Origin of the sequence: Rhizobium sp. NFR07 (assembly GCF_900111905.1) — a bacterium.
Lineage (GTDB): Bacteria > Pseudomonadota > Alphaproteobacteria > Rhizobiales > Rhizobiaceae > Neorhizobium.
Map to the genome: position 1 here is coordinate 181,725 of NZ_FOKM01000010.1, position 23,807 is coordinate 205,531.

The following is a 23,807-nucleotide window of genomic DNA, read 5'->3' on the forward strand; positions in this document are numbered from 1 at the left end:
TCTCCCGTTCCGCGCGACGGGCTTCTATTTCTGTCGGGATTCATGGAATTTCATCTCTCGCGGGCCGCGGACGCTGCGCTTATCAAGGGCGCAATTCTAGGAGTATTCGAATGTCCATTTCTTCTACCGTCGGCTCGCGCGCTGAAGCGCTGCCGCCGCTGGGGACGCCCGGCCTTGTGTCGCTCGTCGTTCTCGTGCTCGGCACCGTTGTTCTCGGCGCGATCTACGGGCCGACCCACGGTGCGCTCTTCCTCATCGGCGGTGCGCTCGGAATGTCGCTTTATCACGCGGCCTTCGGCTTCACTTCCGCCTGGCGCGTCTTCATCGCCGAGGGCAGGGGGCGCGGGCTGCGGGTCCAGATGATCCTGCTGGCACTTGCCGTTATCCTGTTCTTCCCGGCGCTGTCGAGCGGCGTCCTGTTTGGCACCGAAGTGCGCGGCAATATCTCGCCTGCCGGCATCGGCGTCATCGTCGGCGCCTTCATGTTCGGCGTCGGCATGCAGCTCGGCGGCGGTTGCGCTTCCGGCACGCTGTTCACGGCCGGTGGCGGCAATGCCCGCATGCTGATCACTCTGTTCTTCTTCATCGTCGGTTCGGTCATCGCGACCATCAATTTCGACTGGTGGGTAAGCCTGCCGTCAGTGCCGCCCACCGCATTGTTCCAGACCTTCGGTGCAGCAGGCGGTATCGCGGCGTCGCTGGCAATTTTCGCGGCCATCGCGGCTATCACCGTCGTTGTCGAAAAGAAGCGCAATGGCGCGCTCGAGCAAGCGCCTCCTTCCCCGCGTCACGGCCTTGCCCGCTATCTGCGCGGCCCTTGGCCGCTGGTGTTCGGCGCGATTGCGCTTGTCATCCTGAACTTTGCCACGCTGGCGCTTGCCGGTCGTCCCTGGGGCGTCACTTCTGCCTTCGCGCTTTGGGGCGCAAAGGGTGCCCAGCTGATCGGGATTGATCCTACCGCCTGGGCATATTGGCAGCAGCCCGGCAATGCCAAGGCCCTTGCGCAGAGCGTGTTTTCCGATGTGACCTCGGTCATGGATTTCGGCATCATTGCCGGCGCCATGCTTGCCGCTACGCTTGCCGGCAAGTTTGCGCCGAACTTCAACATTCCCCGCCGGTCGATCCTGGCTGCCGTCGTTGGTGGCCTGTTGCTGGGTTACGGCGCGCGCATCGCCTATGGCTGCAATATCGGCGCCTATTTCTCCGGCATCGCGTCCGGCAGCCTGCACGGCTATCTCTGGGCGGTGGCCGCTTTCGCCGGCAATGTCATCGGCGTTCGCCTGCGCCCGTGGTTTTTCGAAGAAGGTCGGGCCATCCGTCGCATCGACGGTTGATCGAGCTGTAATCAACGCAAAAAAAAAGGCCGCCCGCCGATGTCGCGGGCGGCCTTTTTCTTTTCCGCGCCCCAGCTTTTTCTTGGTCTATACCAAAGGGCGCTCGGCAAAATTAACCCTGTTGCCTTGTATGACGGGCATTTTGTCGCTAAACAGCAACAGTCGCGGGGTTGACGTGCCTTAATCTGAAGTGGCCAGAAACACAGGCCTGCCGCATTTCGGTTAAACTTCCGGCGACTTGGGCTTTTATCAGCACCACCGAAACTGATCGGGGCGGCGTAAAGACATTGGTTACCATAATCGTTCATTCTCTCACCCATTCGCATGGCGGTTCGGCGCGGCACAGCTCCGTTTTCATCGACCGCTGGAGTCTGGAAGGCGAGGCGCGCCATGCGGCGCTCGCCCTGAAGAGTAACGGTTCGGGTAACGAGTGATGGCGCGTAGGGTCGAAACCTCCACAAAACGGAATCAGGTGTCGAAGCGGCCGGTGAAGCGCAAGCGGGGCCGCTCAGTCCTTGCGAACATGATGCTGGGCGTCGGTCTGACCGCCGCGGCGCTGTTCGGTGCTTCGGTCGTGACTGTCGCCACAGCTGTCAAGCCGGCCAACGATGTCCGGTTCCAGACGGCGCTGCTTTCGCCGGTTACCGCCGGTGATCACTTCTCAAGGGCCGGCGATGTCCGCTCGCTCGACGTTTCCAAATTCTCGCGGCTTCCCGGTAGCGCGCCGGCAGAGCCGAAGAAGGGCCGTCTCGAAGGCGCCGAAACGGCGGCGCTTGCCGCATTGCGCCCACAGAGTTCGGATGTTCGCCAGGCGCTGCATCACGCAATGGCCAAGGCTGCGCGGCATGCCGAGACCGAGCAGAGGTTTGCTGCTCTGGCGAAGGCCCGGCCGGCGGATGAATCGATTCGTACCGTTCTCGCTTCGGCGATGGAAAGCCTCGTCATGGTTGCCCCGCGCGGCGATGGGGCGATGCCCGACATGATCCAGGATGCAGAGACAGTCACCAAGGTGGCCGAGCTCAAGGAGATGAAGCCGGTCGAAATGGCCTCGCTCGAAACGCCTTCCGCCGAGGAGGCATCCGCTGACGAAGAGACGGCGGAGATCCAGGAAGAGACAGTCGCGCTGGCGCCCGCACAGGATTATTCGCTGCCGCAGGCAGGCCCTATGCCGGTTCTTCGGCCGGCCTCGGGAACCCGTGGCGACGATGCCCGGCCTAACGCTCTCGCTGCAATCGCTTCGGTTGCTCCGCAGAAGCCGGGCAGGGCAAGCGACAGCGACAAGCCAACCGTGCTTGCCTTTGCCAAGCCGGACAACCCGATGCGCGAAGAGCCAGTTTCGCCTTCGCCGACGCCGAAAATGCCGGGCATCGGCAGCAAGGTCGCGATCTACGACATCACCAATGGCGTCGTGCATATGCCTAATGGCACCAAGCTCGAAGCCCATTCCGGCATCGGCAGCATGCGCGACAACCCGAAATTCACCCATGTGAAGATGCGCGGCCCGACCCCTCCGGGCACCTACAAGCTTTCCATGCGTGAATCGCTGTTCCATGGCGTCGCCGCGATCCGCCTGACGCCGGTCGACGGCAAGCCGCCGCAGGGCCGCACCGGTCTTCTGGCGCACAGCTTCCTGCTCCGCGTCCGCGGCGATTCCCACGGCTGCGTCGCCTTCGCCGAATACCCGCGCTTCCTGAAGGCATTCCAGCGCGGCGAGATCACCCACATGATCATCGTGCCGAAGTGGGACGGAAAGCGTCCGGGCGCAGGCTCGAACGGCAATTTCCTCGCCAAGCTTTTCGGCAATAACGACGCCTGAGAAATGATAGGGGACGGAGCTTGAAGCTCCGTCAGCCCAATGTGTTCCTGATCGCGCGCAGGAAGATGCGCGAGCCGATCGGGATCAGGTCATCCGGAAAGTCATAATTCGGATTGTGCGGGGCCGGATGATTTTCACCGGCTCCGAGGAAGAGCATCGCCGATTTCGAAACCGCGCCGAAACGGCCGAAATCCTCCGAAGCGCGAAAACCCTCACCGGGTTCGTAGGTCACGCTCTCGGCGTCCATGGCTGTCCGAAGGATGGTCGCCGCCTCCGGGTCGTTGACGCAATGGCCGAAGACGTCCTGATAATCCACGCTCAGCACCAGTCCATTCGCCTCTGCCGCTTCGCGCGCCATGGTCTCGGCCTTGTCGACGAGGGCTGCCATCTGATCGTCGGTTGAGGTGCGCAGCGTCACCCAGATCTCGCCATGGCCCGGAGCCACGCCGACGGTCGGTTCGCCAATCGAGGCGTGCGTGACGGTGGCGCGCACGAGGTTGCCTTCGGATACCGTGCCGACCGACAGGGCATTCAAGGCCGGCATCAGTTGCGCGACGGCGCTGACGGGAGAGGTGCCGGTTTCCGGATAGGCGGCATGGGCCGTCTTGCCGGTCAGCACGATCTTCATGCCGCGCGAGGCGCAGTTGGCCGGACCGTCCTTCAGCCAAACATGGCCGAAGCGGACGCCCGGCATATTGTGGAGCGACAGGCTGAAGTCGGGTGTCAGCGCATCGAACTTGTCGTCGGCGATGACGGCGGCAGCACCCGCACCGTTTTCCTCTGCCGGCTGGAAGAGCAGGATGGCGCGGCCGGTCTTTGGCCGTTCGCGACCGAGCGCCCGGCCGACGCCGGCAAGCGTCGCCATGTGGCCATCATGACCGCACATATGGCTCTTGCCGGCTATCTTCGATCTGTATTCCGGTTCGCCCAGTTCCTCGATCGGCAAGGCGTCGAGTTCGGCGCGGATCATCACGCTCGGGCCGGGTACGCCGCTGTCATAGATGACGGCGACGCCCGTGCCGCCCAGATTCTCGACAATCGCGTCAGGGCCGGTTTCCTTCAGGAAGCGTACAACTTCCCTTGCCGTCTCCACTTCCTCGCCGGAAACTTCCGGCATGGTATGGAGCGTGCGGCGCCAGGCGGTGAGTTCGATAATGTCGTGATTGCTGAGGCTCGTCATTGTCGCTTCTTGAATGTTTCCGTCTACGGCATCCTAACGTGATGACCGTCGCGGCGGCAATCGTGCTGCAGCGGCTGCCAGACGGAAATCTTCCGCTCGCCGACCAGAAGATCAGGCAGGGCTGCATGCCACTCGTCGCGGTATGGCCGGGTGATCTGGACCGACATGACGTCCTCGTGGCTCTCCCATGTCTCGTGCAGCAGGAAATGATTCTGATCGTTGGGATCGGCATTCAAGGTGGCGGTGATGAACATGGGCTCCTCACGCATGGCATCCAGCACGCCGGTGAGCAGGTGCAGAAAGCGTTGCCGTTGCGCCTCCTTGACGGAGAATTCGATCACATAGGTCACGCTCATGGGATATCCTTCGCTGCCGTCAGTGCTGTTCGCGTCGCGTCGTCGGCAGGGTAAAAGCATTCCAGCGACAGTTCCGAAAGTGCGACGCTGGTGGCGGTGCTGAACACGGTCGTGGTCGACAGGAAGCGCAGGATGCGGTCGCCACCAAGGTCTCGCAGTTCCAGCGGGACGGCGATCGGGGGATGTGCGCGATCGGCTATGGCAGTGAGCAAGGAAGATGTAGCATAGCATGCCAGTTCGTCGTGGAGTGTGGCGAGAAAGCTGTCGCCGGTGCTGTCCATCTGTGCGCGCAACCGCTCCAACACATGGTGCCGCCATTCGGCCAGATTGACGATCCTCGGTGCAAGGCCGTCAGGATGTAAGGTGAGGCGCAGGACGTTGACCGGTGTTGTTAGCAGAGCCGGATCGATACCTTCCAGCAGCGACATTGCTGCATCATTCGCTTCGAGCAGCGTCCAGCGCCCGTCGGTGGCAATTGCCGGGAAGGGCATGTGGCCGACGAGGATCGCCCGCACCATGTCTCGGAAATGCGCCAGTTCTTCACCATCGAAATTCGTTTCGGAATGGACCGGAGCGTAACCCGCCGACAGCAACAGGCGATTGCGGGCGCGCAGGGGCATGGACAGGCGTTCGGCGAGGGTCGACAGCAGATGCCGGCTCGGGGAGGTGCGGCCGCTCTCGACGAAGCTCAGGTGACGGGTCGAGATTTCGGCGTCGAGCGCAAGTTCCAGCTGGCTCATGCGGCGCAGCTTGCGCCATTCGCGCAGCACATTGCCGGTCGTCTCGCGAGTGGTTGTGTCGGCTTGGGTCATGCAGGCATCCTAGCAGGGGAGTGGCGGAAAGCGATTACCTCGCAGGTAATCGTTTGCAGCGCGCGTCGCCGCCATGGATGGAACCGCAGGGTACCTTCAGCTCTTTCGGTTCTGAAACACGCCGGCAACAATCCGGGCGCCAGATGCCGATCTCTCAACTGAATGCGACTGGAATTCCCATGCATATTCTCCGCCACTTGTCCCGCGCGTCGATGCTCGCCGCGGCGCTGATCGTAACGGCCGTCTCGCCCGTTGCCGCACAGCAGGCAAATATCAAAGCCTGCCGGGCGGACTTTCGCGCCTATTGCGCTGGCACCGCTCCCGGCGGAGGACGCATAGTGGGTTGCCTGCTTGATCATAAAAGCCAGCTATCCCAGGGCTGCCTTATGGCACTGGCCGCACGGCAGCCCTCTGGATCGCCGAGCGGCGGTATTGCTTCCAGCGTAAAGGTCGATCGCGACGTTGCTTATGGCTCTGCGCCGGAGCAGAGAATGGATGTCTATCTGCCACCGAAGGCAAGGAATGCGCCGATCATCGTCATGGTGCATGGCGGCGCCTGGAAGGCGGGATCGAAGTCGGCGGCCGGCGTGGTCGACAACAAGGTAGCCCATTGGCTGCCGCAGGGTTTCATCTTTGTTTCCGTCGAGACACGCCTGGTACCACAGGCAAATCCTCTCGAGCAGGCGCAGGATGTCGCTGCCGCACTCGCAAGCGTGCAGCGAAAGGCGTCGGGTTGGGGAGGAGATGCATCAAGGATCGTCCTGATGGGACATTCCGCCGGCGCGCATCTGGTTGCGCTCGTTTCCGCCGATCGCTCGATTGCCGAAAAGGCCGGTGTCAGGCCCTGGGCGGGCACGGTCGCGCTCGACAGTGCGGCCTATGACGTGACGAAGATCATGAAGCAGCGTCACGCAGGCTTCTATGACGATGCCTTCGGTTCGGACCCGGCTTTCTGGACCAGGGTCTCCCCAAGCCTGCAGGCAAAGGGCGACGGCCCCAGGATGCTGCTCGTCTGCTCCAGCCTGCGCAGCAATTCGTGCCCGCAGGCGCAGGCTTTCGCGGCGAAGGCTGGTAGAGGGACCAAGGTGCTTCCTATCGCCCTGCGGCACGGTCCGATCAATGCCGAACTCGGCAAGCAAAGCGCCTATACGAGGCAGGTCGATGCGTTTATCGCTTCGGTGGGGTTGCGATAGGCGTCTTTTAGGCCAGGTCAGCCGGAATGGATCTACCCGCCGGGCCTTATCCGGCCTTCTCCACGAACCCGTCCAGTACGCGCTTCTGCCCCGCACGGTCGAATTCGATCGTCAGCTTGTTGCCTTCGATGGCCGAGATGTTGCCGTTGCCGAACTTGATGTGGAAGACGCGGTCGCCGACGGCAAATTTCGATGGTGTGTCAGCCACCGACTTCGCCACCAGCTCACCGTCGATCGTGCGGCCGCGCGGGCCGCTTTCGCCATAGCCGATCCGCTCCACTGCGTGGCCGGAGCGGCTGCCCCAGTTGTCGCGGGTGGCATCGCTCTTGTTGGCCTGGGCCCGTTTCCAGCCGGGCGTCGAATAGGTGTTGGCAAAGGGATCGGCCTTATCGAAGCGTGACTGGCCGTAACCGCCGCGTCCGCCATACCCGCCGTAACTGTTGGACGAATCCGAGGCGGCGACATCGACATGGCTGGGCGGCAGTTCGTCGAGGAAGCGCGACGGCATGGTCGATTGCCACAGACCGTGGATGCGGCGGTTGGAGACGAACCATATGTGGCAGCGACGCTTCGCGCGGGTGATGCCGACATAGGCGAGGCGGCGTTCTTCCTCCAAGCCGGAGCGGCCGCCTTCGTCCAGCGCGCGCTGGTGCGGGAACAGGCCTTCTTCCCAGCCGGGTAGGAAGACGGTTTCGAATTCCAGGCCCTTGGCGGAATGGAGCGTCATGATCGAGACCGCGTCAAGGTTCTCGTTCTGCTCGGCATCCATGACCAGCGAGACGTGTTCGAGGAAGCCGCGCATGGACTCGAAGGCTTCCATCGAGCGGATCAGTTCCTTCAGGTTGTCGAGACGACCGGGCGCTTCCGCCGACTTGTCGTTCTTCCACATGTCGGTATAGCCCGACTCTTCGAGGATCTGTTCGGCAAGCTCGGTATGTTCGGTGGTTTCAAGCCGTTCCTGCCAGTTCCTGAAGCTCTGCACGACGTCGTAGAGCGCCTTGCGCGCCTTCGGCTTCAGCTCGTCGGTCTCGACCATCTCGCCGGCTGCCTGCAGCATCGGGATGTCGCGGGCACGGGCGCTGTCATGAAGATAGCGCACTGTCGTGTCGCCGAGGCCGCGCTTCGGGGTGTTGACGATGCGTTCGAAGGCCAGATCGTCCGCCGGCTGGCAGACGAGACGGAAATAAGCCATCGCATCGCGGATCTCGAGCCGCTCGTAAAAGCGCGGGCCGCCGATGACGCGGTAGTTGAGGCCGAGCGTGACGAAACGGTCTTCGAACTCGCGCATCTGGAAGGAGGCGCGCACGAGGATCGCCATGTCGTTCAGCGCATGCTTCTTGCCGTCGCCATCTCCGCGCTGCAGCCGCTCAATCTCTTCGCCGACGGCGCGCGCTTCCTCTTCCGAATCCCACGCCGCGTGGACGATCACCTTCTCGTCGTCGGGATCGACGCGGTCGGTGAACAACGTCTTGCCGAGGCGGCCCTCGTTATGGGCGATCAGATGGCCGGCGGCGCCGAGAATATGCTCGGTGGAGCGGTAGTTGCGCTCCAGCTTGATGACCTTGGCGCCGGGAAAATCCTTCTCGAAGCGCAGGATGTTGTCCACTTCCGCGCCGCGCCAGCCATAGATCGATTGGTCGTCGTCGCCGACGCAGCAGACATTCTGTGGCACGTCCTTTGTTCGCTGGGCGAGCAGGCGGAGCCACATATACTGGGCGGTATTGGTGTCCTGATACTCGTCGACGAGGATGTAGCGGAAGCGCTGGTGATATTCCTTGAGCAGGTCCGGCGTCTTGCGGAAGATCGCGATTGGATGCAGCAGGAGATCGCCGAAGTCGCAGGCGTTGAGCGTCCGCAGACGCGCCTGATAGGCGGAGTAGAGTTCGCGGCCCTTGCCGTTGGCAAAGGCGCGGGCATCGCCCTCCGGGATGTCGTGGGGCAGGAGCCCCTTGTTCTTCCAGCCGTCGATCATGCCGGCGAACTGCTTTGCCGGCCAGCGCTTGTCGTCCAGGCCTTCCGCCTGGATCAACTGCTTGATGAGGCGCACCACGTCATCGGTGTCGAGAATGGTGAAGTCGGAGCGCAGGCCGACGAGTTCGGCATGGCGGCGCAGGATCTTGACGCCGATCGAGTGGAAGGTGCCGAGCCAGGGCATGCCTTCGACCGCGCCGCCGACGAGGACGCCGATGCGTTCCTTCATCTCGCGTGCGGCCTTGTTGGTGAAGGTTACGGCGAGGATCTGGCTGGGATAGGCCCGATTGGTTTCGAGGATATGGGCGATGCGTGTCGTCAGCACGCGGGTCTTGCCGGTGCCGGCGCCGGCCAGCACGAGGACCGGGCCATCGAGCGTTTCGACCGCTTCGCGCTGCTCAGGGTTCAGGCCGGAGAGATAGTCGGGCGCGGCGCGATTTCCGTCGCGCGCCGCCATGGCGCGGGCGGCAATTCCCAGCCCACCCGCCTGGCCACCCTGCTGTCCACCGGCGACCTGCTGGCGATCAGCCGGCTTGGGCTTGCGAGGCTCGTGGTCCGGTTCCTCGTCGAAGAACGGAATATCGTCGAAACTGTTACTCATGCGGCCAATGTAGTGATTCGAGCCTGAAAGGCCAGAACATGTTCACTTTTCATTCCTGTCTTTGTGTGGGTCAGGAGAAAGGTGGATTGATGGTGGTCCCGAATTTTATCCCCAGACGCTGACATGTGCGTGAAATGGCGTGATGTTACAATTCAGTAAGGTGTGGTCCCGGGGCATTGCTTGTTGCATCTGAAACGGGGATACTTTCGGCGATATTTTTCAACCATTACGAGGAAATGCATGCGGATCTGGAATCAGCTCCTCCTTTCGGTGGCCGTTTTACTCGTGGGCCTCTGTCTGTGGGTCTACATGTCGGCCGATGCCGGCCGTACGCTGGTTTCCATGGGCGCGCCCGAGAATGTGGTGGCTGCCATCAATCCGCAGGTCATGGAGCCAGCTGGCGCCGTAGCGTCCGGCAACGGCGCCCAGGCGGAGCAGGCGCGTGGCAACGCCGGCGCCCAGGCGGTTCTCGTTGCCACCCGTCCGGTCGGCACCGGCATCGTCAACGACCAGCTGTCGGCTATCGGTAGCGGCGAGGCAATCCAGTCTGTCATCGTCATGCCGCAGGCCACGGGCACGATCAACGAGATCCATGTGGCTTCTGGCGACCGGGTGAAAAAAGGCCAGGTCCTCGTCCGGCTCGACGATGACGAACAGTTGATCCTGCGTGATCAGGCCCAGGTTCTTCTGCGCAGCGCCCGCGAAAAGGCCGACAGCTATGCGACGCTGAAAAGCTTCTCGCGCCTCGAAGTGCTGGACGCCCAGATCGCCAAGGAAACGGCGCAGCTCGCGCTCACCAATGCCGAGCTGGCGTTGAAGCGCCGTTCAGTGGTTGCTCCGATCGACGGCATCGTCGGCATCGTTGCGGTCAATATCGGCGACAACGTAACGACGTCGAGCAATGTCGTGCAGCTCGACAACCGGTCCGAACTGCTGGTCGATTTCTGGGCGCCGGAACGTTTCGCCGTCCAGGTCAAGGTCGGCATGCCGGTCGAGGCGAGCTCGGCGTCGCGCCCGGGCCGCGTGTTCCAGGGCTCTGTCGAGGCCGTCGACAACCGCGTCGATCCGGCCAGCCGCACCATCCGCATCCGCGCCAAGATCGAAAACCAGGAAGACATGCTGCGTGCCGGCATGTCCTTCGGTGTGACCATGCGCTTCCCCGGCGAGACCTATGCCTCGGTCGATCCCCTGGCCGTGCAGTGGGATTCCAAGGGTTCCTTCGTCTGGCAGATCGTCGACAAGAAGTCGGTGAAGAGCCGCGTGCGCATCATCCAGCGCAATCCCGATGCCATCCTGGTCGCGGGCGATGTGAAGGAAGGCGATGTCGTCGCCACCGAAGGCCTGCAGCGCGTTCGCGAAAACGGCCCGGTTCGCATTGCTGGTGAGAAGCCGCCGGAGGTTGCCAGCCGATGAGTGCAAACGGATCCGGTGACAGCATGAATTCCGGCCATAACGGTGCCGGTGCCCAAGGGCAGAAGAGTTTTACGGCGCTGTTCGTGCGCCGCCCGGTTCTCGCTGCGGTTCTCAACACGCTTCTCGTGGTCGCGGGTCTCGCCGCGCTGGTCGGCATCGAAGTGCGCGAACTGCCGGATGTCGACCAGCCGGTCATCAGCGTGCGCACCACCTATGACGGCGCCTCGGCCCAGACTATGGACCAGGAAGTCACCGACATCATCGAAGGGGCCGTCGCGCGCGTCAGCGGCCTCAAGTCGATCTCCTCGATCTCCGATTTCGGCCAGAGCCGCGTGACGCTCGAATTCAGCGATACCGCCGATCTTGCCGTCGCAGCGAACGACGTGCGTGACGCGCTCGGCCGCGTCACCGATCAGCTGCCTGACGATGCCGATGAACCGCGCATCATCAAAGCCGATAGCGACAGCCAGCCGATCATGCGTCTTGCCGTCACCTCCACGACCCTGTCGATGGAGGACCTGACGCTGCTGGTCGAGAACGAGATCTCCGACCGTCTGGCCGCCGTCGATGGTGTTGCCGACGTCGAACTCTACGGCGACCAGGAGAAGGTTTTCCGCGTCGATGTCGACCAGGAAGCGCTCGCAGGGCGCGGGCTGACGATTGCCGATCTTTCCGCCGCGCTATCGACCGCCGCCATGGACGTGCCTGCGGGATCGCTGGAATCCTCGACGCAGGACATCATCGTCCGCGCCACCGCAAACCTCACCAAGCCTGAGGATTTCGAGAATATCCTGATCGGCAACAATGTGCGCCTGCGCGACGTTGCCACCGTCATGCTCGGCCCGGACGACGGCACGACGGCGCTGCGCTCGAACGGCGTTCCCGGCGTCGGCCTCGGCGTGCTGCGTCAGGCCCAGTCGAACACGCTGAGCATTTCGGAAGGCGTCAAGGCTGCGGTCGCCAACCTGAAGGAAGGGCTGCCGGAAGGAACCCGCATCGCCATCACCAGCGATGATGCCGTATTCATCCAGGGCGCGCTGCATGAGGTGGAGATCGCACTCGGCCTCTCCAGCCTTATCGTCGTCGTCGTCATCTACCTCTTCCTGCGGGACTGGAAGGCGACGCTCATCCCGGCGCTGACCATCCCGGTGGCGCTGATCGGCACGCTGGTGGCGATCTACATGGTGGGCTTCTCCATCAACATCCTGACGCTGCTCGCCATCGTTCTGGCCACCGGTCTCGTTGTCGACGACGCAATCGTGGTTCTCGAAAACATCGTGCGCCGCCGCGCCGAAGGCATGGGGCCGCGTGCGGCTGCCGTGCTGGGTACCCAGGAGGTTTTCTTCGCGGTTCTGGCCACCACGGCGACGCTTGCCGCCGTCTTCATTCCGCTCTCCTTCCTGCCGGGCCAGATGGGCGGCCTGTTCCGCGAATTCGGTTTCGTGCTCGCGTTCGCCGTCGGCCTGTCGTCGATCACGGCGCTGACGCTCTGCCCGATGATGGCGTCGCGCATGCTGACCAAGCCAATGCGCGAGGATCACGGCATGCTCGGCCGTTTCGGCGGGTTTCTCGCCGGCCTCTATGCCAGCAGCCTGCGTGCCTGCCTCAACACGCCGCTTGCCGTCATCATCGTCGGCCTGCTGCTCGGCGGAGCCGCCTATGTCACGTTCGGCCAGGTCCACAGCGAGCTTACGCCGCCGGAAGACCGTGCGATGGTGATGCTGCGCGCAACCGCACCGGAAGGTGTCAGCCTGCAATATACCCGCGACAAGCTGCAGCTGATCGAGGAGAAATTGAAGCCGCTGCGCGATTCCGGCGAAATCCAGAACGTGTTCTCCATCTCGGGGCAGGGTGGCGCATCCAATAGCGGCTTTATGGTGCTGACACTGGCACCGTGGTCCGAACGCGAGCGGACGCAGGCGGAGATCGTCAAGGATATCAACGCCGCCGTTGCCGCTGTGCCTGCATTGCGAGGCAATGCGGTGCAGCAGAACAGCCTTCGAATTCGCGGCGCCGGCAATGGCCTGCAAATGGCGCTGGTCGGTACCAGCCACGAACAGCTGACGCAGGCGGCAATCCAACTGGTCGAAGCGTTGCGGCAGACCAACCTGTTCGACACGCCGCGCCTCAACGACGAGCCGAACCAGGCGCAGATCTTCGTTACGGTGAACCGCGAGCGCGCCTCCGACATGGGCATCGACATCAATGCGCTCGGCACGTCTATCCAATCGCTGCTCGAAGGTCGCTCCGTCGTGGACGTCTTCGTCGAGGGCGAGGCGATCCCGGTCAAGCTCAAGTCGACCACGCGGCCGATCGATGATCCTACCGATCTCGAAAACATCTACCTGAAGGCCAAGGATGGTCGGATGGTGCCGATGTCGACCGTCGCGACACTGGAGGAGCGGGCTGTCGCGCCGACGCTTCGCCGCGAACAGCAGCTGGCCTCCGTCTCCTTTTCGGCCAACCTCAGGGAAGGCGTCTCGCTCGGCCAGGCCGTGCAGGTCGCGACCGAACTGGCAAAGCCGATCATGCCGCAGGGCACGCGCCTCATCCCGCTCGCGGAAGCGGCGACGCTGGAGGAGAATTCCAGCGGCATGGCGCTGACCTTCGGCTTCGCCATTGCGATCATCTTCCTGGTGCTCGCCGCGCAGTTCGAGAGCGTGCTCTCGTCGATCATCATCATGTCGACGGTGCCGCTCGGTCTTGCCTGTGCCGTGTTCGCACTGGTGCTGACCGGGTCGAGCCTCAACGTCTACAGTCAGATCGGGCTGGTGCTACTGATCGGCGTGATGGCGAAGAACGGCATTCTGATCGTCGAATTCGCAAACCATCTGCGCGATGCCGGTGCCTCCTGCCGCGAGGCGATCGAGAAGGCCTGCAGCATGCGCCTGCGGCCGGTCATGATGACGATGATCGCAGCCGTGCTGGGTGGCGTGCCGCTAGTGCTGGCGCAGGGCGCGGGTGCTGAAGCCCGTATTGCGCTCGGCTGGGTCATCGTCGGCGGTCTCGGCATGGCGACGCTCGTGACGCTCTACATCACGCCGGTCGCCTATCTCCTGCTCGCCCGCTTCGGTAAACCGCATGCCCAGGAGGCCCAGCGTCTCCACGACGAGCTGGAAAGCGCCAAGAAGGGCGGGGCGAACGACAAGAAGCAACCGCCGCTGATGGCGGCGGAGTGAGGCCTGAAACGTTGTGAGGGCGGCCGCTCCGGCCGCCCTCATGCGGGTTTAATGAACTCGATCCGGTCGACGATGCTGCGCATTGCGGCCAGTATCGGGCCGCGCGACCGAGCGTCGTAATAGCCGGTAAAGTCGAGAAAGCGATGCCGGCTGAACAGGCTCAAGGTCGTGGAAAAGCGCCCCGCCATGAATTCGAGCTCGGCGGATAACACCCCGCGAACATGTGGCCCTTCGAGGCTCCGGGGCTCGACGCCGGCACTACCGGCCATCTCTCTGGTCATTTCGAACTGATCCTGAATGAGTTTCTCCCATTCCTCGTTATCGCCGCCCGTGGCCAAGGTCATCACGGAGGCACAGCGAATTGCCGGTCCGTTCGCGGCCCAGGCCTCGCCATTGGTGCACGGGGACGAAAGGCTCAGGATCAGGTTCCTGCCGGTTATGCGCGGATGAAGATGCGGTGCGTCGAGACGGATACCGACTTCCGCCAGCGCCTGCACGATCGGCGGCTGAGGCCGGATCGTGATAGAAGCGAACAGGGTTTCGGTCCTTTCGCGCCAGCGGGCAATCTGTCCCTCGGGCGGCGAGGTCGGCAGGCCGAGATTCTGTGTCGAGGCCTCGACCTGACCCATCCAGTCCGCATCGCGCAAGACGATGGATCTGGCAGAATAATCCTTGCTGTCGCCATAGCGGAGATCACGGAATTCACGGATCTCGAAACCGTCACGCCTGATGGATGGCTCCACGCGCTCGCTTCGGTCATCCTTCTCCCAGATATAGTCATCCCCATCTGGCCCAAGGCGTAACTGCTCGTAGACATCGACGCTGAACCCGTGATCTCCCGACAGGAGACGCGAGGCTTCAGTCCATGTCTCGATGCCTTCCGGCGCAATGAAGCCGATGCGGCCGGCAGGCACGAAATAGGGTCTGCTGCCTGCAGCCGGCGCGTCCTCAGCCTTTGCCGGTGCATTCAGCGCCACCAGTGCGGAGGCGCCCAATTGCAGCGTAGTTCGGCGGGTGAGGGGAGGAAGTGACATGATGCGGTAAACCCTTTGGAGCGGCAGAACAGGATGTCGTCATATCAATCTTGGAATACAGGTGGATGGAGATAGGGCTGTCACGGCATGGCACAAGCTCCGGCAGAGCCGCGACCTGCCGACCTCCGCCTGCTTCGTTCTGGACAAAGGTCCGGCAGTCGCCTAACCACGTCGGAAGAGCATGCAGGAGAATTCGATATGGCCGTCAAGGATGTCCAGGCAGAGCCCCGTAACGAGGAGGGCATTGCGACCGTCCTCGGCATCTTGAAGCAGCTGTTCGGCAATTACTTTCAGACCGGCCAGTCGTTCCGCGAACAGCATGCCCACACGACCACCTATCTGCCGGCGCAGCTGCCGGATGGTGTCGTCTTCGTCGAGACGAGCGAAGAGGTGCAGTCGGTGGTGAAAATCTGCGCGGAGCATCGCGTGCCACTTATTCCGTTCGGCGTCGGCTCCTCGCTTGAGGGCCAGGTTAATGCGGCGGCAGGTGGCATTTCCGTCGATTTCTCTCGAATGAACAAGGTTCTCCGGATCAGCCCCGAGGATCTCGATGTCACCGTCGAGCCCGGTATCACCCGTGAGGAGCTGAACCGGGAATTGCGCGATACTGGCCTGTTCTTCCCGATCGATCCCGGTGCCAATGCCACGATCGGCGGCATGGCTTCGACGCGGGCTTCCGGCACCAATGCGGTGCGCTACGGCACGATGAAGGATAACGTCCTGGCACTCACCGTGGTCACGGCCGCTGGCGAAGAGGTTCGCACAGCACGCCGGGCCAGGAAGTCGTCGGCAGGTTACGACCTTACACGGCTGTTCGTCGGCGCGGAGGGGACACTCGGTGTCATCACCTCGGTGACGTTGAAGCTGCAGGGTATCCCGGAGAAGATCGGTGGCGGTGTCTGCGCCTTTCCGGACGTCGAATCCGCCTGCAATGCGGTGATCATGACCATCCAGATGGGTATTCCCGTGGCGCGCATCGAACTGCTCGATGACGTGCAGATCAAGGCCTGCAATGCCTATTCCGGGCTCGCTTATCCTGAGAAGCCGACGCTGTTCCTCGAATTCCACGGCACCGAGGACACGGTGCGCATCCAGTCGGAGCAGTTCGCCGAGATCGCTGCCGAATGCGGCGGCGATGAGTTCCAGTGGACGGCCAATGCCGAGGAGCGGACGAAGCTGTGGAATGCGCGCCACAATGCCTATTGGGCAGGCCGTGCGCTCGATCCGTCGCTGAACGGTCTTTCGACAGACGTCTGCGTGCCGATCTCCCGCCTTGCCGGATGCGTGGCCGAGACCCAGGCCGATATCCGCGAGTCGGGCCTGCTTGCACCGATTGTCGGTCACGCGGGTGACGGCAATTTCCATGTCCTCGTCCTGTTCGACGACAAGGACCCGGCTTCGGTCGCTAATGTCGAGGCATTCACCGCTCGTTTGAGCCGCCGCGCGCTGGCGATGGACGGCACCTGCACCGGCGAGCATGGCGTGGGGCAGGGGAAGATGTCCTATCTCGATGAAGAGCTTGGCGGGGCGGTCGATCTCATGCGCTCCGTGAAGCGCAGTTTCGATCCGGATAATATATTCAATCCCGGCAAGATCTTCCGGCTGGCGAAGGCGTGACTTGAACGGGACCGCCGATGGTCTAATCTTGAGGCGACAAAGGGAGGTTGGACGGTGCTCGGACGCGTAATGTTGGCAATCGGCGGCGCCGTCGTGCTCCTGCTGTTCACAGCGTTGCTGGTGCCGTTCTTCGTCGAATGGTCGAGCTTCCGCGTCGAGTTCGAGCAGCAGGCCAGCCGCCTGCTCGGCAAGAAGGTCTCGGTGCATGGCGAGGTCGATGCCCGTATCCTGCCTTTTCCGTCCGTGACCCTGCATGACGTCCGGATCGGCCAGGACGTCGACGGCAAGCCGCAGGTTCAGGTCGCCCGCTTTTCCATGGACATGGAACTTGCGCCCTTGCTCTCCGGGGAGGCGCGCATTTTCGATATGCGCATCGAGGAACCGAAAACCCGCCTTCGCATCCTGAAGGATGGAACGCTCGACTGGATGCGCGGCAGCCGTCCGTCGATCCCGACCCGTGTTGTGGCCATCGAGGATGTCCATATCGTCGGCGGAGAGGTGGCGATCATCGACGAGCAGTCCGGCCGCTCGCGTAGCATCACGGGTCTGACGGCGGCCATGTCGGCTGCGTCGCTCGCAGGGCCCTGGCGTGGCGAAGGCGATGCGACGCTCGACGGCCAGGAGGCACGGTTCAGCCTTGCGACCGGTGCGGCGAATGTCGAGACCAGGCGCCTTCCGCTGCGGCTGCGGCTTTGGCCGGATGCCGAACCGCTGGAGGTCAATCTCGACGGCGAGATTGCGCTCTCCGAAAGCGTGCCCACCTATAGCGGCGGTTTTACCGCGAATGTGCTGCAGGAAGAGGACGAGAGCGAGCCGGTGGCCGCACCCCCGCCCGGGCCGCGCGTGAAGGGAAGTTTCGAACTCACCAATGATCGGATACGCGTTGCCGATTACCGGCTGGAAGTGGGCGCGCTCGACAATCCCTATGTCGTCACGGGTGAGGCAACGCTCGATACCGGCAGCAATTCCGAATTTCTTCTGACGGCCGAGGGGCAGCAGATCGACGTCAATCATCTGGCCGAGGGGCCGCGCGGCAAGACCGGGCGGGATGGGGCAGCATCGGCGCAGCGCCGATTGCAGGCATTCGTCGAAATGGCGGCGTCGATCCCGATCCCGCAGGTGCCGGGCCGTGCCAGCCTGAAACTTCCCGCCGTAGTCCTGAACGACACGACCATCCGCGACATCCAGCTTGACGTGCAGCCGGCCGGGCAGGGTTGGACCGTGGACAAGGCCGTCGCGACCTTCCCCGGTCGCACGCGAATGGAAGCCAGTGGCGCTCTCGTGCTGGAGGGCCAACCCTCGTTCGAGGGACGCATGCTGTTTGCCTCGACCCAGCCTTCCGGCCTCGCCGACTGGTTGTCCGGTCATGTCGATCCGGCGATCCGTCAGCTTCGGACCGCAGGCTTTTCCGCGAATGTGAACCTGACGGCCGATCTGCAGCGGTTCCAAGACCTGGAACTTGCGATCGGTCCGGCGACCCTGCGGGGAAGCGTCGAGCGTCATTCGCAGGACAGTCAGGTCCAGAATGCACAGCCGCAAGGCGGGCAGGCAGCCGGTCTCTCGGTCGACCTTTCCGGAGACGAAATCGATCTCGATGCGATGCGGGCTCTTGCCTCGCTGATCACCGGCGAGGATGCCGGCATGGACGTGCTGGATCACCGCCTGGCGGCGAGGCTCAAGGCGCAGCGTTTCACGGCACTGGGTGTGGCGGCAAGCGACGTCGACACGGCCTTCACCATGGCGGGAGGCGTATTGTCCCTGGAACGGCTCAATGTCGGGGACCTTGCGGGTGCCAGCCTGTCGGGAGAGGGTAAGGTTGAAGGATCGCTGCTGGATTATCACGGCACCGCCAATGTACGGCTCAAGTCGGATGACCTTACGGCCTTCCTGGGCATGCTGAAGCGGCAGCTGCCGGCGCATCCGGTGCTGGACCGAATTGCAGCGAATGCTTCGTTCTATTCCGATGCCGATCTGACGGCTGGCCTGACGATCGGCAACGGTTCTGCCGGCGCGCAGGCCAAGATTACCGGTTCGGTCAATGGAAGCGTAGTCAAGGCGGATATCGATCTTCCGACCCTTTTCGACCTGACGGGCGGCAGCGCGATGACGGTGGCGGCCTCTCTGGAAAATCCGCAATCCGAGATCCTGATCGGCCAGGCGGGCGGCGAGATACTACCCTTTGGCGGCGATGGACCGGGCACGCTTTCGCTTGCCATCCAGCAGCCCGCTGAGGGGGCAACGCAGACGCGGATCGACTTCAAGACTGAGCGGACCGAGTTCTCGGCCAATGCCGAGATGTCGCTCCTGCCGGAGAATTTCGGCGAGGGCCGGGGCCACGCCGCTCTGCGCAGCCAGGACCTCGAACCCTATCTCTTGCTGGCCGGCATCGGAATTCCGCAGTTCGGCGGTGGCCTGCCGGTCAATGTCGAATCTGATTTTACCGTCACGCCACAGGCCTTCGAACTCGCTGCACTTCGTGGTGATGCGGATGGCAACGCATTTGACGGTGCTATTTCCATCGACAGGAGTGTGACTGGCCTCAAGGGAAAGGGTGCGCTCGATATCGATGCGCTCGACCTGACCTGGCTTGGCGAGGCCGTGTTCGGACCGTTGACGGATCCGGCGCACGGCGCACCGTCAACCACGCCGTTCGCCTTGCCGGTGTTCGGCAACAGCGAGATCGCGCTCGATCTGAAGGCCCGCAATTTCCACGCCGGCGAATTCGGTGAGGTGACCAACCTTACCGCCAAGCTCGCCCATCGCGGCGGCGGCATTTCTCTCGACGAACTCTCGGGCGACTGGCGGGGCGGCAAGCTGACCGGACGGGTACTGATGTCAAACGGCAATGGTACAGGCATTCTGCAGACGAAGCTGCATGCGGAGAACGCCGACCTTGCCTCTCTCGTCTGGTACGATGGCGAGCAGCCCGTCGCAGCGGGCAAGGTTACATTCGACGCTTCGGCTGAGGCGAGTGGCGCAAGCGCAAGCGATCTGATCGCGGCGATGAGCGGTTCGGGGCAGGTCCAGTTGTCCGGCCTCGAGATCGAAGGGCTCAACTCAGGCCTGCTGGCCTCGCTGATGCAGGCGGCGGATCAATCCAAGGGTGAGTTGACCGAGAAGCGCGTGGGCGGGATCGTTGCGCAGCAGATCCGTCAGGGGGCACTGTCGCTCGGTGATGTGAATATCCCCTTCACGATCACCGGCGGCGAGTTCCGCGTCCAGGAGGTTAGGGCGCAAGCGGAAGGATTGAGCCTTGCCGCCGAGGGCCGTGCCAACCTGACACGCGGCGAACTCGATGCCTCGATGTCCGTCACCTATGCGGCGGGTGACGAGGCGATTGCGGGCGGCGATCCTACGGTTCGTCTGCTTTACTCCGGAAAACGCGAAGAGCCGCGGGAAGCGCTCGACGTCTCGGCCGTGACGAATTTCCTGTCGATGCGTGCCTATGAGCAGGAACGCCGCAGGGTGGAGATGCTGCAGTCGAGCGTTCTGGAAAAGCAGAGGCTGCGCCGGGAGGTGGCGCTCTACAATTTCGAGGCGGCCGCACGGGCGGCCGAAAAGGCAAGACGGGCGGAAGAAGAGGAACGAGCACGCCAGGCGATCATCGAAGCCGCGAAGGCTGCCGAGCGGCAGCGTCAGAGCGAAGGGACCGTACTGGAATTGCAGGTCCCTCCAACCGTCAACAATCTCGGAACCGACAATCAGACGTTGGAGCCCTTCGGTTCGGGCACACTACCGGGCGTCGGTCAGTAGTCGTCAGACCCAGGCTTCGCGATCGCCGAAGGGGGTATCTTCTTCGAAATTGGTCGTGCCGATCTGCTCGCTTTCGCCGGAGAGCAGCGTCGAGGCAGCCGACTGCGTCGACGCGGATGACGTATCCTTCGATTTTTCGGCTGCCTGCGCGGCGGAAAGCTCGGCCTTCAATGTCGCGATCGCTTCCTGAAGCTCTGTTTTCGCCTCTTCGTCGGTCGCGCTCGCAAGCTCGCTCTGCTTGGCGGCGATCTGCGCTTCGATTTCCGATGCGCTCGAACCGGAGGTGGAGGATGTCGTCGTCGATGACGTGCTGGAAGAAGACGTCAGCAGGCTGACTGCGGAAGTGGAAACGGACGTGACCATCGTGGAAGCTTTCAAAGGTGGCTTCAGGAGAAACTGGCACCACCTTAGAAGGTGCTTATTTCGATGTGGTTAATGTTTATTAGGAAACGATTTCGTTTTTAAAATTGTCTTGCTGCTTGACGTAGCGAAGAACATAGACCCGCAAGGCGGAAGACAGATTGCTTCCGGAGGTTCGCTGGTCGTCGATGTCGGTAATGAGGCCGGCCAGGCTCATGCTTCTGGCCTTGGCGATCGTCTTCAATTCCGACCAGAATTCGTCCTCGAGGGAGAAACTGGTGCGGTGTCCGTGAAGGGTCGCAGAATGCTTGTGAATCAAGTGGGGCTCCGTGATCATCATGACCAATGCGCCTATACAGGCGGCGGAGCGAAATGGGTCAAGCGGCTCCAAATAGGACAGATAACGCGCTCTTAATGTCCACTTACTCTGGATCTTTCTGGGACTTTTCCAGGCGTCCTTGATCCAGTTTCTTCTCGGCCTTCTCGTTCAGGGCCGTGGTCAGTGATTTTTCGGTCTTGGTGCGGCCGTGGCTCAGGCGGTTCTGCTCGGCCTGCATTTCCTTCTCGGACCGGGCCTTTGTCTTACGGAACTGCCTGAGGTTGACGACGTCACCCATGGTCCCGCCTATTGCTTCTTGCGGAAGGAATCGAGTGATACGACGGAACCTTCCTTCTTCTCCTCGCCGCCTTCCTTCTTTTCCTCGGCAGGCTTGGAAACTGCATCGACCGGGATCGCGGTGATCTCGGCGGAAGCTTCCTCTTCCTCGACGAGAGGCACTTCGAACTCGAGTTCGAAGTTCACGGAAGGGTCATAGAAACCGCGGATGGCGTTGAACGGAATGACGAGGCGTTCCGGCGTGTCGGAGAAGGAGAGGCCGATCTCGAACTGCGTGTCGGTGATCTTGAGGTCCCAGAACTGGTGCTGGACGACGATGGTCATCTGCTCGGTGTATTTCGCTTTCAGATGCTGCGAAATGCGTACGCCCGGCGCGCCGGTCAGGAAGGTGATGAAGAAGTGGTGATCACCTGGAAGCCGGCCGGTGGCCGCAACTTCCGAAAGAACCTTGCGAATGACGCCGCGCAGCGCATCCTGAGCCAGAATATCGTAACGGATGTGATCCTGAGCCATACGGTCCTGTCTTTCCCTATTCGTCTTTCATTTAAGACGGCTTATGCCATGCCATTCCGGCGGACGGTAGTCCCGCCCGGTCGAGTCAGTTGGTGATTGTATTCCAGTGAGGGGGGAAGGTGAAGGCTTCTGTTGCCAGGTGCCTTCGGACCCCGCCTTAAGGGGCTAACCCTAAGGACTTAGTTCGGATTTCCCGCACCGCCATTAGGCAGCGAGAGCATAACCCTTAGCGTTGTTGTCGTTTGCAACTACACTTGTGACCCGATAACGGCGGTATCATGCCGAGCAAAAGTTCGATCTTTACACCCTTGTCGATCCTATTTCGCCCCCATCATAAACCGGCCTGATCATGCCAGCTTGTGGTGGAGGCGCCGGGTACCGCCCCCGGGTCCAATAGGTTTATTACACCGACCGTTTATCGCCATAGCCGGACCGAAATCCGGCAGGGGTGATATAGGTGTTTGCATGCGGATTGAAAAGAGGCTTCGTCACAGAAGCATCGCAATCGCGTCCGGAAGCCTTGCGAAAAGGCTGGATAAGCGACGACAGTGACCGGCAGGTGATTGGTGTCGGCGGTCCATGCTATTATGTAGGTCTCGATTTCAGGAATCGGTGGCCAGACCCATGAAGCAATATCTCGACCTCCTTCGGCATGTGATGGAAACCGGCACCGACCGCGGTGACCGTACGGGAACGGGCACTCGCTCCGTGTTCGGCTACCAGATGCGCTTCGATCTTTCTAAGGGCTTTCCCGCGCTCACCACCAAGAAACTGCACTTGCGCTCGATCATCATCGAGCTCTTGTGGTTCCTGCGCGGCGATACAAATATCGCCTATCTCAAGGAGAACGGCGTTTCCATCTGGGACGAATGGGCGGACGAAAACGGCGATCTCGGCCCGGTCTACGGCTACCAGTGGCGCTCATGGCCGCGGCCGGAAGGCGGCCATGTCGACCAGATCGAGCAGCTTATCGAAGGGCTGAAGACCAATCCGAATTCCCGCCGGCATATCGTGTCGGCCTGGAACCCGGCGCAGGTCGACGACATGGCACTGCCGCCCTGTCATTGCCTGTTCCAGTTCTATGTCGCCGACGGCAAGCTCTCCTGCCAGCTCTACCAGCGTTCTGCCGACATCTTTCTCGGCGTGCCTTTCAACATCGCGTCCTATGCGCTCTTCACGATGATGGTGGCGCAGGTGACAGGACTCAAGCTCGGCGAGTTCATCCATACGTTCGGCGATGCGCATATTTATTCGAACCATGTCGAACAGGCAGAGCTTCAAATGACGCGGGAGCCGAAGGCGCTGCCGACAATGAAGATCAATCCTGATGTAAGGGACATCTTCTCCTTCAAGTTCGAGGATTTTGAACTGCAGGATTACGTTGCCGATCCGAACATCAAGGCACCGATCGCCGTATGAGTGTTCCCGTCTCGATCGTCGTTGCAATGTCGGAGAACGGCGTGATCGGCCGGGACGGTGACATGCCCTGGAGGCTTTCGACTGACCTGAAGCGGTTCAAAGCTCTGACTTTGGGCAAGCCGGTCGTGGTGGGCCGCAAGACGCTCGAATCCTTCGGTGGCAAGCCTTTGCCCGGACGGCCGCATGTGATCGTCACGCGCAATCCCGATTTTGTCGTTGAAGGCGCGGTGACGGTGACCTCCATCGAGGAGGGGCTCGCCGTTGCCCAAAAGATCGCTGCCGAGACGGGGGCGGGCGAAGTCGCTGTGATCGGCGGCGGTGAAATCTACAAGCAGGCGATGCACGCAGCCGACATTCTCTACGTCACGCATGTCGAAACCGTCATCGACGATGGCGACACCATGTTTCCGGATATCGATTCCGCGCTCTTTGATAAATGCGAGGAAACCCAGGTCCCGGCGGGTGAGAGGGACAGCTATCCCACGCGTTTTGCGATTTATCGCCGGAAATCTGCGGCAAACTGAAACATTTCGTTACCGTTGACTTGGAAGTTATTGAACGCGCGTTGAAAGCCGTGCCTGGCATACCTATAACGGGCGATAACCCTGCGGTTCTTCGAAGAGTTGCGCCGTGAGGGAAG

Annotated in this window: 19 protein-coding genes and 1 other RNA gene; 9 read left to right on the plus strand and 11 right to left on the minus strand. The window is 62.2% G+C overall.

The window, feature by feature from the left end:
- Positions 1 to 110 precede the first annotated feature (110 nt).
- Complete coding sequence (locus BM216_RS21020) at positions 111 to 1,334, plus strand: YeeE/YedE family protein (RefSeq protein ID WP_093001161.1); 1,224 nt, start codon at positions 111 to 113, stop codon at positions 1,332 to 1,334.
- Positions 1,335 to 1,345: 11 nt separating this feature from the next.
- Here the strand turns inward: BM216_RS21020 and BM216_RS33590 are convergent, their stop codons facing one another.
- Positions 1,346 to 1,726, minus strand: a complete 381-nt coding sequence (locus tag BM216_RS33590) for a hypothetical protein (protein ID WP_143102814.1) — start codon at positions 1,724 to 1,726, stop codon at positions 1,346 to 1,348.
- 95 nt (positions 1,727 to 1,821) lie between these two features.
- Between BM216_RS33590 and BM216_RS21025 the strand changes: the two genes are divergently transcribed.
- Complete coding sequence (locus BM216_RS21025) at positions 1,822 to 3,150, plus strand: tlde1 domain-containing protein (protein WP_244530254.1); 1,329 nt, start codon at positions 1,822 to 1,824, stop codon at positions 3,148 to 3,150.
- A gap of 31 nt (positions 3,151 to 3,181) precedes the next feature.
- On the opposite strand, the gene BM216_RS21030 is transcribed toward BM216_RS21025, so the two are convergent.
- From BM216_RS21030 to BM216_RS21040, 3 genes are read right to left on the minus strand one after another with little or no spacing between them, the layout of a single operon-like run.
- Positions 3,182 to 4,330, minus strand: coding sequence for an amidohydrolase (locus tag BM216_RS21030; protein ID WP_093001162.1), 1,149 nt, complete (start codon positions 4,328 to 4,330; stop codon positions 3,182 to 3,184).
- A 23-nt stretch (positions 4,331 to 4,353) separates the two neighbouring features.
- The gene (locus tag BM216_RS21035) at positions 4,354 to 4,686 is read right to left on the minus strand and encodes a putative quinol monooxygenase (RefSeq protein WP_093001163.1); all 333 of its coding nucleotides are present in this window, start codon (positions 4,684 to 4,686) and stop codon (positions 4,354 to 4,356) included.
- Positions 4,683 to 5,498, minus strand: coding sequence for a helix-turn-helix domain-containing protein (locus BM216_RS21040; RefSeq protein ID WP_093001164.1), 816 nt, complete (start codon positions 5,496 to 5,498; stop codon positions 4,683 to 4,685). Before BM216_RS21040 ends, BM216_RS21035 begins: the two co-directional genes overlap by 4 nt.
- Positions 5,499 to 5,677: 179 nt before the next feature.
- Here BM216_RS21040 and BM216_RS21045 point away from each other — a divergent pair, with 179 nt between their 5' ends.
- Positions 5,678 to 6,691, plus strand: coding sequence for an alpha/beta hydrolase fold domain-containing protein (locus BM216_RS21045; protein ID WP_210217057.1), 1,014 nt, complete (start codon positions 5,678 to 5,680; stop codon positions 6,689 to 6,691).
- 46 nt (positions 6,692 to 6,737) lie between these two features.
- Here the strand turns inward: BM216_RS21045 and BM216_RS21050 are convergent, their stop codons facing one another.
- Positions 6,738 to 9,263 carry an ATP-dependent helicase gene (locus BM216_RS21050; protein WP_093001165.1) on the minus strand — a complete coding sequence of 842 codons (2,526 nt, stop codon included), beginning with the start codon at positions 9,261 to 9,263 and terminating at the stop codon, positions 6,738 to 6,740.
- Between the two features lie 240 nt (positions 9,264 to 9,503).
- Here BM216_RS21050 and BM216_RS21055 point away from each other — a divergent pair, with 240 nt between their 5' ends.
- Both BM216_RS21055 and BM216_RS21060 read left to right on the plus strand, forming a co-directional pair.
- Positions 9,504 to 10,676, plus strand: a complete 1,173-nt coding sequence (locus BM216_RS21055; protein ID WP_093001166.1) for an efflux RND transporter periplasmic adaptor subunit — start codon at positions 9,504 to 9,506, stop codon at positions 10,674 to 10,676.
- Between the two features lie 23 nt (positions 10,677 to 10,699).
- Positions 10,700 to 13,855 (plus strand): efflux RND transporter permease subunit, encoded by a 3,156-nt coding sequence (locus BM216_RS21060; protein WP_093001249.1) that lies wholly within the window; start codon positions 10,700 to 10,702, stop codon positions 13,853 to 13,855.
- Between the two features lie 38 nt (positions 13,856 to 13,893).
- On the opposite strand, the gene BM216_RS21065 is transcribed toward BM216_RS21060, so the two are convergent.
- The gene (locus BM216_RS21065; protein ID WP_143102815.1) at positions 13,894 to 14,889 is read right to left on the minus strand and encodes a hypothetical protein; all 996 of its coding nucleotides are present in this window, start codon (positions 14,887 to 14,889) and stop codon (positions 13,894 to 13,896) included.
- A gap of 198 nt (positions 14,890 to 15,087) precedes the next feature.
- Here BM216_RS21065 and BM216_RS21070 point away from each other — a divergent pair, with 198 nt between their 5' ends.
- Both BM216_RS21070 and BM216_RS21075 read left to right on the plus strand, forming a co-directional pair.
- Positions 15,088 to 16,506: an FAD-binding oxidoreductase gene (locus BM216_RS21070; protein WP_093001168.1), complete on the plus strand. Its 1,419-nt coding sequence runs from the start codon at positions 15,088 to 15,090 to the stop codon at positions 16,504 to 16,506.
- Positions 16,507 to 16,560: 54 nt separating this feature from the next.
- A complete protein-coding gene (locus BM216_RS21075; RefSeq protein ID WP_143102816.1) occupies positions 16,561 to 20,259 on the plus strand; it encodes an AsmA family protein in 3,699 nt (1,232 codons plus the stop codon).
- Positions 20,260 to 20,262: 3 nt separating this feature from the next.
- Here the strand turns inward: BM216_RS21075 and BM216_RS21080 are convergent, their stop codons facing one another.
- The 5 genes from BM216_RS21080 to ssrA all read right to left on the minus strand — a co-directional run bounded on the left by BM216_RS21080 (position 20,263) and on the right by ssrA (position 22,231).
- Positions 20,263 to 20,622 (minus strand): hypothetical protein, encoded by a 360-nt coding sequence (locus BM216_RS21080; RefSeq protein ID WP_093001170.1) that lies wholly within the window; start codon positions 20,620 to 20,622, stop codon positions 20,263 to 20,265.
- A 79-nt stretch (positions 20,623 to 20,701) separates the two neighbouring features.
- On the minus strand, positions 20,702 to 20,938 hold the full coding sequence (locus tag BM216_RS21085) for a ribbon-helix-helix domain-containing protein (protein ID WP_093001250.1): 237 nt from the start codon (positions 20,936 to 20,938) through the stop codon (positions 20,702 to 20,704).
- Between the two features lie 103 nt (positions 20,939 to 21,041).
- Entirely contained in the window at positions 21,042 to 21,236 is a 195-nt protein-coding gene (locus tag BM216_RS21090; RefSeq protein WP_093001171.1) for a DUF4169 family protein, read from the minus strand.
- Positions 21,237 to 21,244: 8 nt separating this feature from the next.
- Positions 21,245 to 21,748, minus strand: a complete 504-nt coding sequence (locus BM216_RS21095) for an SspB family protein (RefSeq protein WP_093001172.1) — start codon at positions 21,746 to 21,748, stop codon at positions 21,245 to 21,247.
- Between the two features lie 118 nt (positions 21,749 to 21,866).
- Positions 21,867 to 22,231, minus strand: a transfer-messenger RNA (tmRNA) gene (gene ssrA, locus BM216_RS21100).
- Between the two features lie 141 nt (positions 22,232 to 22,372).
- Between ssrA and BM216_RS21105 the strand changes: the two genes are divergently transcribed.
- A complete protein-coding gene (locus BM216_RS21105) occupies positions 22,373 to 23,167 on the plus strand; it encodes a thymidylate synthase (protein ID WP_093001173.1) in 795 nt (264 codons plus the stop codon).
- The gene (locus BM216_RS21110) at positions 23,164 to 23,691 is read left to right on the plus strand and encodes a dihydrofolate reductase (protein WP_093001174.1); all 528 of its coding nucleotides are present in this window, start codon (positions 23,164 to 23,166) and stop codon (positions 23,689 to 23,691) included. The genes BM216_RS21105 and BM216_RS21110 overlap by 4 nt, the downstream gene beginning before the upstream one ends.
- The last annotated feature ends 116 nt before the right edge of the window (positions 23,692 to 23,807 follow it).